This window comes from Alteribacillus iranensis (genome assembly GCF_900113025.1).
Taxonomy (GTDB): domain Bacteria; phylum Bacillota; class Bacilli; order Bacillales; family Marinococcaceae; genus Alteribacillus_A; species Alteribacillus_A iranensis.
In genome coordinates, this window is sequence record NZ_FONT01000005.1 from 86,596 (window position 1) to 103,946 (window position 17,351).

Genomic DNA, 17,351 nt, shown 5'->3' on the forward strand with positions numbered 1-17,351 from the left:
TGGAAACTGCCATTTTTACAACTTATACTCTTATACACTTGCTTTTTCTAAATCTTCTTTTAAGTAAGCTTCATAGAGACCGTCCATGTACATTCTTCTCATATCAGCTCCTGTACGGACGATATCAAGACATCTTTGTTGAAGTTCAGGAGTATCGGCGTATTTTAAGACGATAGAATATCCTCTTTCTCCATGAATTTCATCAGAGACAATGTGAAGGTCAAAAAATTCAATCTCTTCATCGTTAAAGCCATACTTTTCGCGAAGGATAGGAGTTTGTTTTCTATAAATTGCTGGTACCTGTGACTCCAATCCAACAACCAGTGCTGCAGTCGCCACTACAAAATTCTCTCGCATAGCAACGGAGTAACACCAGCTCTGAAGTCCTAACGTTGTCGGCTGCATATTTTTCGGATTTTCAACTCGCTCTCTCGTCGTTCCACATGTTTCAGCAAATCGGATAAGCAAGTCAGTATGACGATCAGCCGCTACTTCTTCCTCGTACATATTTTGTAGAATAAAGTCTTTCGCATCGGTATACTCTTCTGGAGTTTTAGCGTACATACTAGCCAAGTAATCTGCAAAAGGTCCTACATAGTGGTAGTGATTCTCTGCCCATCTAGCAAAGTGTTTTCGCTCTAATTTCCCTTCGGCCCATGCTAACGTAAACGGTGCTGCTTCACTATGATTCCCTTTGATTGCTTCCTCTAGCTCTCTTCTAAATTCCTCGCGTGATAAAAGTTCTGCCATGTTAAATTCCTCCTTAATATTGGTAAACTTGAGTAAGTTACTAATGGTTTTTGATATACTGTATTTGGTATACCAAAATGATTTAAATAAAGTATAGGCTACATCAGCTACTTGTGTCAATAGATTTTTAATATTTTTATTTTACTAATAATTAATTACATTAATAAAATAGCAACACAAGTAGCTACAAATAGCCCGCACATTACCGGGATAAAATTTCTTCGTACTAGATCAATTGGCTTCACTCCCGCTATTCCTGCATCAGCAACTACTCCAAATGCCCATGCCGCTAATGTTCCTCCCCCTGTGAAAATAGTGGCTACTTGTCCTAAAGAAGCCAAAACGGCGACATCGACATTCGCTGCGCCCCCTAGGGATGCCGCTAATGATCCTACAAGCGGTAAACCAGAAAAACCGGAACCATCCATGCCAGCAAGCATAGAAACAAGTACTATACCGAAAGATAAAAAGATGTCGTTCCCTGTAAAATAAGGGGCAGCTGCTGTTCCTATATCAAACAAAAACCCTGGTGCTCCTTCTCCTAGAATTACTTCAGCATGGTCAGGATTCCCCATAAAGAAAAAACCTGCTATCGGTATAATTGGGGCAAATATTTTAATTGCGAAGAAAAATCCTTCTCGAATGTGATTCGCAATTAATTCAATTGATTTAGACCCTTTATCGAGCACAGTCGATATAATTAAAAGAATAACCGCACTGCCTCCCAGCAAAGCAGTTGCATCTCCACCTTGTATAGGTTCGAGTTGAGGAGAAAATGAACGATATATCATTGTTACAACTATCCCTAATAATGTAACCGGTACCAAAATTGCTAAAAACTTCGCTCGAAAAGTAGCTTTTTCAGCTGTGGCAGCAATTTCCTCTTTTGCTTGCTTATCTTCTTGTTTATTCACATTTATGACGTCATCTGTATTTACTTGTAGTTTCCCTCTTTTCATATCTCTCTTAATGCTGTAGAGCGCTATACTTACTGCAACTACCCCAGTAATCACAGAAAAAAGCGCAGTGAACGGAAGTAATACGGTTGAATCGATACCAGATGAAGAGGATGTCAGTTGCGTGGCTCCTTGTATCACTACGTCTCCTGATAAAGCCATACCATGTCCCATTAAATTAACAGATACTGCCGCTCCCATGGCTGGTAAACCCACTTTCATGGCAATCGGGATAAGTACTGTACCTACTAATGCTACAGCTGGTGTTGGCCAAAAAAAGGTAGCTGCGGCATACATTGTTATCCCTAAGATTAAAAAGGCGGTTGAAGGTGTTTTCATTAACTTTTTAACGGGCTGGATCATTAAGACATCTGCTCCTAGATTTTGCAATGACTTTAACATTGCTACCATCATGGCTATTACTAGCATAATGTCCAGTAACTCTGTCCCTGCATTTAGAAATGCTGTAAAAAGCACTTGAACTCCACTAATGGCGGTATCGATAAAACTATCTTTTGTGTTGTATACCATACCAATTATGAAAATTCCTAATATAGATGGTAATACCACATCACGCCTAAACACCATGAAAAGGATAATGGTAATAATCACCAGTAAAAATATCCAGTGAGCAGATGTCATCACGACTCCCTCTTCCATTAAGTTCCCTCCTTTAATAACTCCCTCTTTTGATTTCATTTACAATGATTGATTATTATTAAATAGAGATCACCTCCTTAATAGTTTTGTATACCAAATTATTTTTTAGTATAAAGAAGCGTTATTAATTTTTCAACAAATATTTGAAATTTTTAAATTAAAATTAAAATTTTAAAATCTGCTTGATTATCAATTTTTTTTATTTTATAATGTGGTATACAAAATACAATATTTAAGGAGATGGTTCTTGTGAACAAATTTATCATTTTGACAAACAAAGAGGATTACCAAACAATTTTAGAGAACGAAGGTTTACACATAGTAGAGACATATGATTATTATTTCTTTGATCAGCTCAAAGCAAAATATTCAATTGCCCAGGTATTATCGGATGATATTAAAATTACCTTGGTTGAAGAGAAGAATGGCAAATCCTACATCAATCATATACCTATCAAGTTCTTTGAGTCCTTTGAAACCATAGAGGGGGCTCAAGAGGAATTAGGTGAGTTATCAGGCCCTGATTCAGATTTTTCTCACCTCAAGTTAGCTGCAAACAGATAAGCTGAATATGTAAATAGGTCTTCCGGCTTCCTTCTTGAATAATTACTAATTATTTATCATAGTAATGAGTAAAGAGGGATACATCTTAAGGGGGAAGCATCATGAGCCTTATTGGTTTTGAGTTGCTGGCTGGAAGATCTATTTCCATTCAACCTGATGCGGTCTTTTCTATTGCTGTCTTCTGGAACAACGAGAAAATTCCAACATCTTTAGGAAAAGATACGTACCACCGGCATATGCTCTTGTTGCCTAATCGCCGAATTACTGGGACAGGGCGAATTCACCATGTTGCAAACAAAAACAATTCCTCTTTCCTATTGGATCAAACGACTCCTTGTCATTTATTTAAGAGTCCTTTTCGTTCAATGGACACTTTGCACATTAACGTCACAACTCCACCAACAATAAACTTAGAACCTTTATATCGAAGTGTCTCGATTCGTTTCTACAAAAAAAATAAAAGTGGGACAGAGCGTTATCATTTGTTTCTAGACCCGCTTTCCATTATAGAATCACAGGTAAACAACTTTGTTATCGACCTGTCCCATATTATGCCGAAATACATTCACGCTTAGACTAAGATCGGTGTTAAGAAGTATACAACAAGGAAAGCGGTTACAACTCTCATTGAGACTCCTAATACTGCAGCTCCCATAGCTTCTCTTTCTGTTAAATCAGAGTTATCTGCCCAAATCACAGGAATTTGACCAAATACAGAAGATAAAGGCAAACCAGAAGAAGCAAGCACAAACGATCCAATAACTAATCTGGGATCTAATGTTGAAGCTGTCTCTGCCAACTGCGCCATGCCAAGCGTAGGGCTTGCTAATATGGATAAAAGCCCCGTTTCAGGATCAATGTTAAGAGCCAAGAGCGAGGTACTTAACCCACTTTCCACAAAGGACCAAACTCCTACATAATCAAGAATACCAATACAGGCAAAAACGACAGCTACAGCTGGAATGATTAACAAAAATACGAGTTCTGCTCCCTCGCGTGCTGAATTAAATATAGTAGGCAGAAAACCTGTCTTAGGAGTAAACTTTGGTAATTCTTCCAGTTTAACTGATCGAGTGTTACGAAATAGTGTTTTTGACAGGATAAACGGGACTACAACAACAGGTAAGAAAACTGCAAGGACGACGACCAAAAAGGCGTTAACTCCAACAGCCGTCATTGCAACCATCCCTAACATGAAGGTAGCAAAAGATTGTTGAGATTGGACCATAGTTGCCACAGCAATTTTTTGTTCATCTTTGGTAGCTCCAGAACGCATTAAAATAGGACCGGCAATTTTACCAGCTGCATTTATATCTCCAAGAATATTATAAATACTCGGAATTATCACAGCAGGGTTAATCTTATATAAAGTAGTAACCGGTATAAAAACCCTGCTCAACGCATCGGTAAATCCTAACCTCTCTAGTGTTCTTCCTATGATCACGCTTACAATAATTGAGACTCCTACAGTTCCGGTAAGGAAAGTATCTACTACTACTGGATACACTTGGTCTACGACCGAGTTAAATATCCCGGATAATGTCTCTGGTGAAAACAACATGACTAAGAGAGAAAGTATCACAAGGCCTAAGCCTACTCCTTCAATTCTCGACCATTTCCTCTTCTCTTTTGGTGGCTCCTGCTGTGGAACAACTACCTCTTCTTCCATTCTTTTTGCCTCGCTCATTTTTTCCTCCCCTTATTAAGGTAATACATAAACAAAGAACCTTTACATTTCCATGACTTTATTTTTCACCAGAAATTCATCAGACATTGTCTTAGCATATTTTTTCAATGCAGTGTCCCCTACTTCATGTAAGGCAGTGCTAGTGACTTTCTCTCGAAAAATGACTACCTCAACATCAGGAAGTAATGTATCAAGCGCATAGGCTAGTGGCAGACCATTCTCTAAAATCTCAAGTACGTGTGAATTACCAACAATGAAATTGAGGCCTAACTCTTTAGCTGTTGTCACTAATTCGTGATCCTCGTTTACTCTGCTAATGGAAGCAAGGACTGTGTCTGCCTCGGGGTGTTCATGGTATGCTTTTCGGAGATGTTCAGCTGTAAAGCCAGTGTGTGGGAAAATATGCATGATATTATTCACCGGGGTTGTCTCACCTCCGAGAATAATGTGACCACGAGTGACCGTACTTGTTTCTATCATGGAAGGTGATTGAGAAATATCTTTCTCTAACATTAACAGTTGCTCCTCTGTTTGTAGTCCCATTAACTTATCCAGTCTATCTAACACGTCCCCCAGTGTGTTCACCTCGGGCAAAGTGCTTCCTACAAACAACACATTACCTTCCAAATTTCCGTAAGAGATTTCTTTTCGATATACTTCGTGACCATGTAAATAAGAAATACCAGGATGAAGTCCATGAAATGCTTCATGCAGCTCAAAAGCTGTTACATTATACAAATCGAGATAATTTTTTAAGATCACCCCTCCAGAATTTGCTCCCTCCGCTATCGGATGATGGGCTATGATTGCATCAACATCGGTAGCACCTGCAAGTTCAATGCTATTTTCTGTCATTGTCATCGTCACTGCAATTTTTTTAATAGGAGTATCTAGCTTCCCATATACCAGCCCTGGTGTTTCTAGGATACCTTTTCCCGGAATGTTCGAAGACTTTGTCAACACGAATGGATGTTCACCTGATGTGATATCGTTCAATGACTGAACAACCCTGCCCCCCGTTAAAGTGTCGAGAGCATTTAACACATCTTGTACTGTTTTCATATAATCCCCCCTGATTAGAATAGAGGAGTTCATCACCTAGTCGAGATGAACTCCAGAATACTCTACACTCTCACTGTCAGATTAGATGGTTTCTTCTTAATAGCCCCGCTTTCAATGGCTGCCCGTTCTACAGCTTCCGCTACCTTTGTTACCACCTCATTATGAAATGGTGAAGGTATTACATACTCTTCATGTAATTCATCAGGTGGAATGACATCAGCAATAGCATACACTGCAGCTAATTTCATTTCCTCATTAATCTCAGTGGCCCGAGCATTTAATGCCCCACGGAATATACCTGGAAACGCTAATACATTATTTACTTGATTGGGAAGGTCGGAACGTCCCGTACCAACTACTTTTGCTCCAGCAGCTTTAGCGGCATCCGGCATTATTTCAGGTACAGGATTTGCCATGGCAAATATAATGGCGTCATTATTCATTCGCTGGACCATATCAAAAGTCAACGTATGAGCGGCAGATACACCGATGAAGACATCAGCTCCTTCTATCACCTCCTCTAAAGTTCCCTGTACATTCTCATTATTTGTCTGTTTTGCTTGCTCTTCTTTCACCGGGTTCATCGCATACGGACGTCCCTCATAAATAGCTCCTTGAGAATCACACAATATAATCTCTTCTACACCCATGGAGCGTAATAACTTCACAATAGCGATTCCAGCGGCTCCTGCGCCATTTACTACTACTTTTGTTTTAGCTATTTGCTTATTTGTTACTTTTAAAGCATTTAGAAAACCACTTCCCGTCACGATAGCTGTTCCGTGTTGATCGTCATGGAACACGGGTATATTTAATTGTTCTTTTAATCTATCTTCTATATAGAAACATTCAGGGGCTGCAATGTCTTCTAAATTAATCCCGCCATATGTGGGCTCTAACAATGTAACTGCTTTAACTATTTCTTCTATATCAGTAGAATCTAAACAAATAGGATAAGCATCAATGTCAGCAAAATGTTTAAACAGAGCGCTTTTTCCCTCCATGACAGGCAAAGCTGCCGAAGCTCCAATATTACCTAATCCAAGTACCGCGGTCCCATTCGTTACAACCGCTACACTGTTTCCTCTCGTTGTATAACGATATGAGTTATCAATGTTTTCATAAATTTCTTTGCAAGGTTCCGCTACACCCGGAGAGTAAATAACAGATAGATCTTCTTTGTCTTCTACGGGCGTCTTTACATTAATACTGATTTTACCTTTATACTGTTCATGCACCTTTAACGCTCGTTCCTTTAGGTCCAAATGTTTCCCTCCTCCTTTTCATGTCTACTAACTACCTTGTACCTGAAGAGCTCACTTCTTTTTTTATTTTATCTGGCTTTCTTCTTTTCACTTGTTTTGTCACTTCTTCGTCCCAAGAAATTTCAACGTCTCCTTCCTTAACAAAAGTTTGACAACCTAATCGATACCCTTTTTCTAACCATTCTTCTCCAAGTTTTCTTTTTTCTTGTACTTTCACTTTATCTAGATTCTCCGCCCCTTGTTCAATCTTACATACACAAGTTCCACAAATGCCTCCCCCGCAACGGTTAGGTAATTCTCCGTCATAGCGAAGTGACATTCTTAAAATGTTAGCCTCCTCTGGTACTTCCATACTTTTCTCGCTTGTTAAAAAATGAATGGTTGGCATGTTTCCACACTCCTTTTATTAGTATACAGTATACCAAATCTCCCGATTCAAACAACATTAGTTTATAGAAAATTTAGTCATTTACGAAAACAGTTCATTCTTCCTATGATTTAGATCCTGCGTGAGCATTTATTTCCATTAGAGATAGCAAATCTTTTGATAACCGTTCAAGAGATGTTTGTACGATGTGACGTCCGATATCTTCATTTGCAATTGTGGCATTCCCAATGGCACCATTGGCAGTCATTTCTTCATATTTATAAAACCCTTGTATGGGTTGTCCAGGTCTTAACTGCTCCCAGCGGCCACCATGCTGGATATTACCTTTCGTTAACCTGTCTTTTCTTACAATCTCCGGGGCTAAATAAAGAGCCTCGGAAACCTCTCGCTCGCAACTATGTCCGTAAAGAGAAGTTTCTGTATATTGTTCTATTACATCTTTCGCGGAAGCGGTCGTCTTTGCATAATATATTTCGACATTTAAATCTAAAGAAAGCTTGGTAGAAGCAACTCCCAGGATGGATTGATTCCCGCCGTGAGCATTGAGCAACAAAAACTTCTTTATTCCATGTTCTTTTAATGATGACACCACATCTTTAATAACACTTAGCATTGTTTCAGGTTGAAGTGTTATCGTTCCGGGAAAATTCATATGATGAGGGGAAATCCCTAAATTAATGACAGGGGTGATCACTGTATATGGATGCAATTTCTCCCCTAATAAAATTGCCATTTTTTCCGCAAGTACAGCATCACAATTCTCCGTCATGTGTGGACCATGCTGTTCATGAGCTCCTACAGGGATCACTGCCATTTTAACTGTCTGTAAAGCCTCTTCCACTTCAGGCCATGTCATTTTTCCTAATTGATAGACTTTCAATTAAACACCCCTCCTTTTTGTATATTGTATACCTTAAAATAAAATTATTTTGTTGTTGTTACAGATTTTCGACGAGGGGGGCGAATAGAAATATTTTCCTGGGATATTTCAATGTCTTCTTGTATTCTTAGTTGGCATGTAAGTCTATACCCTTCTGTTAACTTTTCACCGAGCATTTTTTGTTCTTTCCAATTAGGTTCCTCTAAACCTTCTGCTCCTTCCACTACTTTACATGTACAACGCGTACATTTCCCCATTCCACATCCATATTTTAATTTGGGAAATTGTTTGATTCCAGCCAATACTACTAAGTTAGCGTTCTCATTTACTTCTTGTTCTATAACTTCCCCATCTATATGCAACTTGACTTTTGGCATTTTCATCTCTCCTTGTCTTTAGTTGATATTTAATTAATTTCAGCGATAACATCTACTTCCACAGCAGCGTTACCTGGCAAGGAAGCCGCTCCTACTGCGCATCTAACATGCTCACCTGGTTTTCCAAATAGTTTCACGAATAAATCAGACGCCCCATTAATAACTTTAGGTATATCTCCAAAATCCTCGCTGCAATTTACATAGCCTGTTACCTTTACAATTTGATTGATTTGAGATAAATCTCCGAGATAATCTTCTAATACAGCCAACAGATTTAGTGCACAGGTCTTTGCAGCTTCATAACCTTCTTCTATTGTCACATCTTTTCCTATTTTTCCTTTATAAGAAATTTCTCCATTCCATTTTGAGGTGATACCGCTTACATAAACTATGTTTCCGATTTGTTTGATCGATAAATAATGTCCTGATTGTTTGGGCACTTTGGGAAGCTCTATATTTTCTAAATTCGTCATTTCTTTCTATCCCCCTTTTTTAATAGTAATTATGCGTTAGCTTTTACTTTCACCAAACGTGAGATGGAAGGTTGTAGAGTAGAATAATTAAAATCATTGTAAAACACTTCGTATTGTGCCTTGTTTTGGCAAAATAGACATTTTACGTTTAAGCTCGATTTTTTTACGTGGGGAATATCCAACATATTTATGCCCTTACTCACGTGGCACTCACAAACCCAAACCATATCCATCTCTCCCTTAAGCAGTTAGATATAGATTTATTTTGTATACAATATACCACAATGTTTTTTAGTTAACAATGGAATTTTAAAATTTTTTTAACAATTTAATGAGTAATCGTAAACTACTCTCTTGTCACCCTATAAAAAAAGGGAATGATTTTTATATCATTCACCCTTTTTATGATCGATAGCATCTAAATATGCTTTTTTGGAGTTTTCAATATGAATTTTTGTTAGGTATTCAGCCATTTCGACTTCTTCGTCACGGACTGCTTTAAGTACTGCAAGATGTTCTTTCATCGCTTCATCTTCTCTGCCTTGTACTTTTCTTCCTACATCAGCAAAGGCTCGAATATAATCCATTAAATCAACTAACATCTCGTATAACTTCGGGCTTTTGGCAGCTTTATACAGTACATGGCTTATTTCGATGTGTAAATTTGATATTTCTTCCGTGTCGTCTTGTAAAGCATTCTCCATTTTATGAATCCACACGTCTAGCTCTTTCTTCGTGTTTTCGTCCACTTTTTGTGCAGCTAACTTCGCAGCAAGTACCTCTAAAGAAGACAATATTGTAAAAACTTCAATGACATCTTCCGTTGAAATACTTGCAACCACCACGCCTTTTCGAGGTACGGTTTTTACGAAACCTTGTGACTCCAGGCGAAATAAAGCTTCACGGATAGGGGTACGGCTGATGTTTAATTTTTCAGCAAGTTCCCGTTCAATTAGTCGATCTCCTGTTTTGTATTCTCCTTCTAATATTAAGTTTTTCAAATAAAAATATGCTCTCTCACGGATAGACAGTAAATTTTCCGGTGCCCATTGTTCCATATAGATCCCCCTTATTTTGTATGCGGTATACCATATTATACTAAATAAACATTCATTTATAAAATCATTCGCTTTATTGCTTTTGGGTGGGAAAGGCTGATAATTAATAAATTAAAAACGTATCGCATTAGTAAAAGTGTATAAGGAACAAGCCATTATTTTTTATTGAGATTATATTTTTTTATCTTTCTCATTAAAGTTGATTGGGGAATCTCCAGTATGTTAGCTGCTTCTCTAGTTGTTTTCGTGTGCTTAACAGCATGCTCAATATAATTTTTCTCTATTTGTTCCAAGTATTCTCTTAATGGGCCGCTTTCTGCTATTCTTGGCTTATTTGCAAATGGGTCTGCATCTCGGATATTAGCAGGAAGGTCGCCCACACCTATTTCTTGATGATCGGACATCACTAAAGTACGCTCCACCACGTTAGATAGTTCTCTAATATTCCCTGGCCATGAATAAGCTTGAAATTCATCTATCGCTTCTCCAGTAAACCACTTGTTAAAGGTGTATTTTTTGTTATATGAATTTGTGAAGTGTTGAACTAATAAAAAAATGTCGTCTGGGCGTTCTCGTAGTGGGGGGACATGTATAGATAAAACATTTAAACGGTAGTAAAGATCGTCTCGAAATTTCTTTTCTTCTACCAGTTTTATTAAATCTTTGTTAGTTGCCGCTATAATTCGAACATCGGCACTTCTCGTTTCGACTTCCCCGACAGGTAAATACGTTTTGTCTTGAATCAGCTGCAATATCTTTACTTGTAGCGACAGAGGGAGTTCTCCTATTTCATCTAAAAAAAGTGTACCGCCTTCAGCTACCTCTACCAGGCCAATTTTTCCTTTTTCAGAAGCGCCAGTAAAAGCTCCTTTTTTATACCCGAATAATTCGGACTCAAACAAACTTTCCGGGATTGCTCCGCAATTCACTTGAATGAACGGTTGGTTGTACCTGTCACTTAATTTGTGTATGTAGTTGGCGAATACATTTTTTCCAACTCCCGTTTCTCCCGTTATTAGTACGGAAGCCTCGACCCCTGCAATCTTCTCAGCCTGTTCTACGGTACGTTTAATCAATGGGTTTTCTCCCACTAACGATTGGACATCCTCTTCCTCATGATTTATTCTCCGTTCGCGTAATTCTTGAATGTACCTGTTAAGTACCGCTTCCACTTCTTCATATTGAGTGGATGACACAATGTCCGTGTTCAACTCTCTACCATGGGTCACGACCCATTTTGGGTCTCCATTTTCATCTTTAATCAAGTGACCGCTAACTAAAGACTTGCTTCCTGTGTTGCCGATATGCTGGATCAGTGATACGGAATGGGGCTCCTCTAACATTAGTTCCGTGATGGACGGAGTAAAAACACCTTCCTTTTCTAAGTCAAATACATTTCGTTTTAGCAGCTCTTCCCTGCTTTTTTTCAGTATATTACAGCTCGCTTCATTCACCCACACCGTAGTTCCATCCGGCTTTGTAACATAAATACCATCGTGTATCGTGTCTAATATTTTTAATAAATCTTCTTTCTCAAGCTCTGTCACGATCCCACCTCCTGATGACTGATGAACTTCATCCGATCCATAAATAGATCATAACTTTGTCTCTTGGTTTCTGCAACTGATCCAGTATTGATTGTTTGAACCAAAAATTGATCAATAGTTCTTCATTCGGCTGGAATGAAGCTGATATACTAATACACTGCACCCTTTTACGATTTGGAAGGTAGAAGTAAAAGGTGCTTCGCTTAGCCACTTTCATAAGTTTTTCCCATTTTTAATTTGTGTCCGCATCTTTTTTTCCCAATCAGCACGATGGAATAAAAATTGCATATATAAATTAGGTAAAATACCACGATAAGGAGAAATACATATGTTTTTATTTTCCATCCCACATGAGGTAGATGAACAATATATACAACAAGTTAGAGACCTGGTTTCCCCTATGGAAGTCATCGTGCAAGCTGACGTTCATGAAAAAAATGTTCCGCTTGATAAAGTAGAAATATTTCTTACTTATGGACAAAACGTGGATAAAGAAACATTAGAAAAAATGCCATCTCTCAAGTGGATTCAAATATTCCAAACGGGCGTAGAGCAGTTGCCATTGGAGGAGCTTAAAAAAAGGAACATTCTTCTAACAAACATTCAAGATTTTCATAGCATCCCCATTGCAGAATATGTACTAACTACAATGCTATATTTCACGAGGTCTATTCCAAAGTATTTACATTTACAAAAAAATCAAGATTGGGACCGTACTGAAAAAGATCAGGAAATTTATGAAAAAACGGTGGCAATTTTTGGTGCGGGGAAGATAGGCCAGGTTGTGGCAGAGCGTTGCCGCCTACTAGGAATGCATGTAATCGGTGTAAACACAACAGGCCAGCCAAGACCTAATTTTGATGAAGTGTTTCCGATGTCTCAGAAACATGAAGTGTTAAAGAAGAGTGATTACGTTGTTCTTCTTCTGCCGGCTACAAAAGATACATACCATGCATTTGGCAAGGAAGAATTTGAGAAAATGAAAAATACCTCCTATCTTATTAATGTAGGACGTGGAACCCTCATAAATCAGGAAGAGTTAGCAGAGTGCTTGGAGAATGAGGTCATCCGCGGAGCTGCTTTAGATGTCACTGACCCCGAGCCACTTCCAAAAGACCACTTTCTTTGGGAGACAAAAAATGTTTTAATTACTCCACATATGGCATCCATTACAAACCGGTATATTGAACGGGCTCTTGAAAAAGTGACGCTTAATTGGAATGCATATAAAAGTGGGGAGACTCCACCCTATTCTATTGACCTGGATCGAGGATACTAATATCTGAATTTGGTTAAGTCAATATGACTTTCATTCCAGCAGTTACTTACATCTTCAGCGAAAAGCCCTAAAGAGGCAAGTAACAGTATAAATCTCCACCGTTACCATCCATTCATATTACCGGTGGAGATGTTATTTTAAAGGACTAGACCACCTTATTGATGAGTAGATTCGCAAGTGGTTTTATAATTTTAATTCCAATTAATTCAAATTAATAGGTAGTGATTTATGACTTAGCTGCCTTTCCAAGTGCTTCTGTAAAGGCCTCAACAGGCTGAGCCCCAGACACTGCATACTTACCATCAAAGAGGAAAAACGGAACACCTCGAACCCCCGCCTCTACTCCTTTTTGTTGATCCAACCTTACTTCATCTAGGTAACCGTCTCCATCGAGGATTTTGGCTGCCTCTTCTTTATCTAATCCAATGTCGTCAGCTAGGGAGACTAGGGTATCATGATCACCAATATCTAACCCTTCCGTAAAATAAGCTTTCATCAATCGTTCGGTGAGTAAGTTCATTTTCCCCTGTGTTTTTGCGTAATGAGATAATCGGTGAGCATCCGTTGTATTCGTTGGAATGACTTTATCGAATTGATAATCCAAACCAACTTGTTTAGCCTGCTCTGCTACCTGATCATTCATTTGTTTTGCTTTCTCTACTGGCATTCCGTATTTACTAGCGAGTCCTTCATGGATACTTTTTCCTGTATTTTTCTTAGCTGAAGGGTCTAATTCAAAGCTTCTAAACTCCACGATCACACTATCTTTTCCTTTGAAATTGTCCAACGCTGCTTCTAGCCGTCGTTTCCCAATATAACAAAAAGGACAGACCATATCTGACCACACTTCGATTTTCATCATTCGACCTCCATCTTAGATATTGAGTTTATTTTCTACTATTTACTACTCTTTTGCAAAAAATTAGATTTGCTTGTAATCGTTTTATTTCAGGGTAAGAATAATAGTTGTTACACTAAGGGGGAAGCACATCCGCTCTTTAAAACTAATAAAAAGGAAGTTGAATTATGGATAATGTAAATGGAAAACAACTAAAAGATGTTCGTTATTCTGTTCTAGATTTATCGCCAATTATAGAAGGAAGTACTATTCCAAATTCTTTTGAGAATACTCTTTCTCTTGCTCGGCATGCTGAGAAATTAGGTTATTATCGCTATTGGATGGCGGAGCATCATAACATGCCCTTTATTGGGAGCTCTGCAACTTCTGTGCTTATTGGTTATGTTGCCGGCGGTACGAATGATATTCGTGTAGGCTCAGGAGGCATTATGCTGCCAAACCATGCTCCACTTGTTATTGCAGAGCAATTTGGTACACTTGAGTCTCTATATCCTGGCCGCATCGATCTAGGACTCGGTCGTGCTCCCGGTACAGACCAGAGAACGGCTCAAGCTTTACGACGCAATCCAGAGATCGACGGTCATAATTTCCCACAGCAGCTCGAGGATTTACGTACGTATTTAGATCCATCTCGTTCTTCCACACCGAGACCTGTCCGAGCTATTCCAGGACAAGGGCTAAATATTCCTGTTTGGCTTCTCGGTTCCAGTGGTTTCAGTGCACAACTGGCCGGACAGTTAGGGCTCCCATTTGCTTTTGCCAGTCACTTTTCACCAAACAACACACTTCCTGCATTGGATTTATATCATCGATCTTTCCAACCATCTGATGTCTTAGACGAGCCTTATGCCATGGTATGCGTCAATGTGGTAGCCGCTGAGACAGATGAAGAAGCGGAGTATTTGGGAACCACACTCCATCAACAATTTCTTAACTTAATACGAGGAACTGAAAAACCGCTTCAACCTCCTATTGAAAATTTGGAGGACCAATTAACTCTCCAGGAACACGCTGCTCTAGAGCAACAATTAGGATCTTCCATATTTGGAAGTGCTAAGACAGTAAAGCGGAAATTACAAGAATTTCTTGATGATACTCAGGCTGATGAAATAATGATTAACACTCAAATTTATGATCACGATAAACGTCTTCGTTCATACGAAATTGTCTCTCAATTGTTTGATTAACCTGAGGAGGGATATCTCTTGAATTATTCTAAGGTTATTGACTTGTCTATACCTGTCACAAATGACACTCCCGTCTTCCCAGGTGACCCTAAACCTACCATTTATTCTGCTGCTTCCATAACAGATGACGGCTACAATGTTAGTAAATTGGAAATAGGATCACATACTGGAACTCACGTCGACTCCCCTTATCATATCATGGAAAATGGTCATCGCATGGATGAAACACCATTAGAGCAGTGCATGGGAAAAGGTTTTATCATAAATGCCACGGAAAAAAAACCTGGGACTGGCGTTACATTAAATGAAGTTAAAGATGATATAGAAAAAGCAGGACCGGGAAAAATTGCTCTTTTTTATACAGGGTGGTCTCACTATTTAGGTACAGAAAAATATTTTAACCATCCATATATTACAGAGGAGGTAGTAACAGCCTTATTAGATAAGGGTGTACGAACCTTTTTCATTGACGCGTTAAATATTGATCCACCCACGGGAAATTCATTCGCTTGCCATGAAGCAATTACAGCGAAAAACGGCATTATCGGAGAAAACTTTACTAACTTTGATCAATTGGACGTTAAAGATCCCTTCATTATTGCTCTTCCTTTAAAGCTTGCCGGGCTCGATGGATCACCTGTGCGGGCCGTAGCACTGATAGAACCTCTAACGCAAAGCCAGTGACGGTTTTCCATTCGCGGTTGCTGGCTCCACTCTTTCATTAAATTTTTACAAAATTAAAAATAATATATTGCATTCCTGCTAAGAAGACTTTATAATATAAGCAAGTTAATAACTGAATAGTTTGAATTTCTCTAGGGTTCCGTTTATCTTAAGATAAAGACTGGTCCGAGAGTAATTTATATGCACTTGGAAGGAAAAGTCCAGTGAAGAATATACCATTCTCGCTGGACTTTTCCTTTTTTAGATTCTAAAGGAGGGGATGCTGTCAGCTGCTTGATTGATTTTCGTTGTCGTGAGATCACTTTGTAAGTCCTTCACTTCGTCATTTTCATGTGTTATCGGCTCACATTGCATCCACATGTCACACGCCTTATCAATATTATTTTATTGAAAGGAAGGATGAAAGATGGAACGGAAAGACAAGGAGTTTTCCCTGCAAGCTGTTCCCGCTGCAAATCGTCATGGCTTTTGGAGAATGCTCGTCGTAATGCTTGGGCTAACATTTTTCTCTGCTAGTATGTGGTCTGGTGGAGAACTCGGAACGGGGCTTACCCTTTCACAGTTTTTGCTTATTGTCTTAGCCGGTAACCTCATTTTAGGTCTCTACACCGGGGCTCTAGCTTTTATAGCTGCAAAGACAGGGCTCTCTACTCATTTGCTGGCTCGATATGCTTTTGGTGAAAAAGGTTCTTACCTCTCTTCTTTTATGCTTGGAGCTACACAAGTTGGTTGGTTTGGCGTTGGAGCAGCCATGTTCGCTCTCCCCGTCCAAATTGTTACAGGCATCAACGAGTACGTACTGATTTTCGTTGCTGGAATTCTTATGACAGCCACAGCTTATTTCGGCATGAAAGCATTAGCTATTCTTAGTTTCATCGCGGTCCCCGCCATTACCATCCTAGGTAGCTTTTCCATATTTCGAGCTGCAGACACAGCTGGAGGATGGCAGGCACTCGCTCAATACGAACCAGCGGAAACGATTGGCATTGCTGCTGCCATCACTATATGTATTGGCTCCTTTATTAGCGCCGGTACTCTCACCCCGGATTTTACCCGTTTTGCTAAAAACAAGTCCTCCGGTGTCCTCACCACTCTTATCGCTTTTTTTATCGGTAACTCTCTCATGTTCTTTTTTGGGTACATCGGTTCTCTTGCTACAGGAGAATCTGACATTTCTGAAGTAATGTTTACTCAAGGTCTTATTATCCCAGCTATCATTGTATTAGGATTAAACATTTGGACGACAAATGACAATGCGTTATATGCTTCCAGTCTAGGCTTTTCGAACATCACCAAAATACACAAAAATAAAGTAGTTATTTTCAATGGTGTCATAGGTACTGTGTTTGCCATGTGGCTCTATAATAATTTTACCGGGTGGTTAACCTTCTTAGGGTCTTTTCTCCCTCCCATCGGGGCTATTATCTTAGCTGACTTTTTTATAGTGAATAAAGGGAAATATCGGGCGTTTCACGAAGTAACATTTAAAGCGGTGAAGTGGCCTGCTCTCTCTGCCTGGGGAATCGGAATATTGTCAGCTCAATTTGTGCCGGGAATTCCCCCCATTAATGCATTGCTTGCTTCTGCGATATCGTATGTGTTATTAATGAAACTTTTTAAGACTTCCACAATGACACCAGATATGCCAACAAATGAAAATAACAAGGTGGTATAA

Annotated in this window: 18 protein-coding genes; 6 read left to right on the plus strand and 12 right to left on the minus strand. The window is 39.1% G+C overall.

Annotated elements, in window-relative coordinates; all coding sequences use genetic code 11:
• Positions 1–30: 30 nt before the first annotated feature.
• Positions 31–750, minus strand: a complete 720-nt coding sequence (locus BM095_RS11840) for a TenA family transcriptional regulator (RefSeq protein ID WP_091662014.1) — start codon at positions 748–750, stop codon at positions 31–33.
• Between the two features lie 155 nt (positions 751–905).
• Entirely contained in the window at positions 906–2,366 is a 1,461-nt protein-coding gene (locus tag BM095_RS11845; protein WP_091662510.1) for an ATP synthase subunit B family protein, read from the minus strand.
• Between the two features lie 249 nt (positions 2,367–2,615).
• On the opposite strand from BM095_RS11845, the gene BM095_RS11850 reads away from it, so the two are divergent.
• Both BM095_RS11850 and BM095_RS11855 read left to right on the plus strand, forming a co-directional pair.
• Positions 2,616–2,930, plus strand: a complete 315-nt coding sequence (locus BM095_RS11850; protein ID WP_091662017.1) for a hypothetical protein — start codon at positions 2,616–2,618, stop codon at positions 2,928–2,930.
• Positions 2,931–3,031: 101 nt separating this feature from the next.
• A complete protein-coding gene (locus BM095_RS11855) occupies positions 3,032–3,505 on the plus strand; it encodes a hypothetical protein (protein ID WP_091662019.1) in 474 nt (157 codons plus the stop codon).
• On the opposite strand, the gene BM095_RS11860 is transcribed toward BM095_RS11855, so the two are convergent.
• The 9 genes from BM095_RS11860 to BM095_RS11905 form a co-directional block, all read right to left on the minus strand.
• The gene (locus BM095_RS11860) at positions 3,502–4,617 is read right to left on the minus strand and encodes a hypothetical protein (RefSeq protein WP_091662022.1); all 1,116 of its coding nucleotides are present in this window, start codon (positions 4,615–4,617) and stop codon (positions 3,502–3,504) included. The genes BM095_RS11855 and BM095_RS11860 overlap by 4 nt on opposite strands.
• 42 nt (positions 4,618–4,659) lie before the next feature.
• Positions 4,660–5,679: a Nif3-like dinuclear metal center hexameric protein gene (locus BM095_RS11865; protein WP_091662025.1), complete on the minus strand. Its 1,020-nt coding sequence runs from the start codon at positions 5,677–5,679 to the stop codon at positions 4,660–4,662.
• 62 nt (positions 5,680–5,741) lie between these two features.
• Positions 5,742–6,944, minus strand: coding sequence for an NAD(P)-dependent malic enzyme (locus tag BM095_RS11870; protein ID WP_091662027.1), 1,203 nt, complete (start codon positions 6,942–6,944; stop codon positions 5,742–5,744).
• A gap of 31 nt (positions 6,945–6,975) precedes the next feature.
• Positions 6,976–7,332 carry a 2Fe-2S iron-sulfur cluster-binding protein gene (locus tag BM095_RS11875; protein ID WP_091662030.1) on the minus strand — a complete coding sequence of 119 codons (357 nt, stop codon included), beginning with the start codon at positions 7,330–7,332 and terminating at the stop codon, positions 6,976–6,978.
• 103 nt (positions 7,333–7,435) lie between these two features.
• A complete protein-coding gene (locus tag BM095_RS11880) occupies positions 7,436–8,212 on the minus strand; it encodes a creatininase family protein (protein WP_091662033.1) in 777 nt (258 codons plus the stop codon).
• A gap of 44 nt (positions 8,213–8,256) precedes the next feature.
• Complete coding sequence (locus BM095_RS11885) at positions 8,257–8,589, minus strand: 2Fe-2S iron-sulfur cluster-binding protein (protein WP_091662035.1); 333 nt, start codon at positions 8,587–8,589, stop codon at positions 8,257–8,259.
• Between the two features lie 29 nt (positions 8,590–8,618).
• Complete coding sequence (locus BM095_RS11890) at positions 8,619–9,062, minus strand: RidA family protein (protein ID WP_091662038.1); 444 nt, start codon at positions 9,060–9,062, stop codon at positions 8,619–8,621.
• 389 nt (positions 9,063–9,451) lie between these two features.
• Entirely contained in the window at positions 9,452–10,120 is a 669-nt protein-coding gene (locus tag BM095_RS11900) for a GntR family transcriptional regulator (protein WP_091662043.1), read from the minus strand.
• Positions 10,121–10,275: 155 nt separating this feature from the next.
• Positions 10,276–11,667, minus strand: coding sequence for a sigma-54 interaction domain-containing protein (locus BM095_RS11905; RefSeq protein ID WP_091662046.1), 1,392 nt, complete (start codon positions 11,665–11,667; stop codon positions 10,276–10,278).
• Between the two features lie 328 nt (positions 11,668–11,995).
• Between BM095_RS11905 and BM095_RS11910 the strand changes: the two genes are divergently transcribed.
• On the plus strand, positions 11,996–12,946 hold the full coding sequence (locus tag BM095_RS11910) for a D-2-hydroxyacid dehydrogenase (protein WP_091662048.1): 951 nt from the start codon (positions 11,996–11,998) through the stop codon (positions 12,944–12,946).
• Between the two features lie 226 nt (positions 12,947–13,172).
• Here the strand turns inward: BM095_RS11910 and BM095_RS11915 are convergent, their stop codons facing one another.
• Positions 13,173–13,805 (minus strand): DsbA family oxidoreductase, encoded by a 633-nt coding sequence (locus tag BM095_RS11915; protein WP_091662051.1) that lies wholly within the window; start codon positions 13,803–13,805, stop codon positions 13,173–13,175.
• A 167-nt stretch (positions 13,806–13,972) separates the two neighbouring features.
• Between BM095_RS11915 and BM095_RS11920 the strand changes: the two genes are divergently transcribed.
• The 3 genes from BM095_RS11920 (at position 13,973) to codB (ending at position 17,351) form a co-directional block, all read left to right on the plus strand.
• On the plus strand, positions 13,973–14,992 hold the full coding sequence (locus BM095_RS11920) for an LLM class flavin-dependent oxidoreductase (protein ID WP_091662054.1): 1,020 nt from the start codon (positions 13,973–13,975) through the stop codon (positions 14,990–14,992).
• 18 nt (positions 14,993–15,010) lie between these two features.
• A complete protein-coding gene (locus BM095_RS11925) occupies positions 15,011–15,676 on the plus strand; it encodes a cyclase family protein (RefSeq protein WP_091662057.1) in 666 nt (221 codons plus the stop codon).
• A gap of 406 nt (positions 15,677–16,082) precedes the next feature.
• Positions 16,083–17,351 (plus strand): cytosine permease, encoded by a 1,269-nt coding sequence (codB, locus tag BM095_RS11930; RefSeq protein ID WP_091662059.1) that lies wholly within the window; start codon positions 16,083–16,085, stop codon positions 17,349–17,351.

Bases quoted from the DNA above. Each gene is read 5' to 3' on its own strand.
- BM095_RS11840 (WP_091662014.1), bottom strand. From the start codon at position 750: ATGGCAGAACTTTTATCACGCGAGGAATTTAGAAGAGAGCTAGAGGAA.
- BM095_RS11845 (WP_091662510.1), bottom strand. From the start codon at position 2,366: ATGGAAGAGGGAGTCGTGATGACATCTGCTCACTGGATATTTTTACTG.
- BM095_RS11855 (WP_091662019.1), top strand. From the start codon at position 3,032: ATGAGCCTTATTGGTTTTGAGTTGCTGGCTGGAAGATCTATTTCCATT.
- BM095_RS11860 (WP_091662022.1), bottom strand. From the start codon at position 4,617: ATGAGCGAGGCAAAAAGAATGGAAGAAGAGGTAGTTGTTCCACAGCAG.
- BM095_RS11865 (WP_091662025.1), bottom strand. From the start codon at position 5,679: ATGAAAACAGTACAAGATGTGTTAAATGCTCTCGACACTTTAACGGGG.
- BM095_RS11875 (WP_091662030.1), bottom strand. From the start codon at position 7,332: ATGCCAACCATTCATTTTTTAACAAGCGAGAAAAGTATGGAAGTACCA.
- BM095_RS11885 (WP_091662035.1), bottom strand. From the start codon at position 8,589: ATGCCAAAAGTCAAGTTGCATATAGATGGGGAAGTTATAGAACAAGAA.
- BM095_RS11890 (WP_091662038.1), bottom strand. From the start codon at position 9,062: ATGACGAATTTAGAAAATATAGAGCTTCCCAAAGTGCCCAAACAATCA.
- BM095_RS11900 (WP_091662043.1), bottom strand. From the start codon at position 10,120: ATGGAACAATGGGCACCGGAAAATTTACTGTCTATCCGTGAGAGAGCA.
- BM095_RS11910 (WP_091662048.1), top strand. From the start codon at position 11,996: ATGTTTTTATTTTCCATCCCACATGAGGTAGATGAACAATATATACAA.
- BM095_RS11915 (WP_091662051.1), bottom strand. From the start codon at position 13,805: ATGAAAATCGAAGTGTGGTCAGATATGGTCTGTCCTTTTTGTTATATT.
- BM095_RS11920 (WP_091662054.1), top strand. From the start codon at position 13,973: ATGGATAATGTAAATGGAAAACAACTAAAAGATGTTCGTTATTCTGTT.
- codB (WP_091662059.1), top strand. From the start codon at position 16,083: ATGGAACGGAAAGACAAGGAGTTTTCCCTGCAAGCTGTTCCCGCTGCA.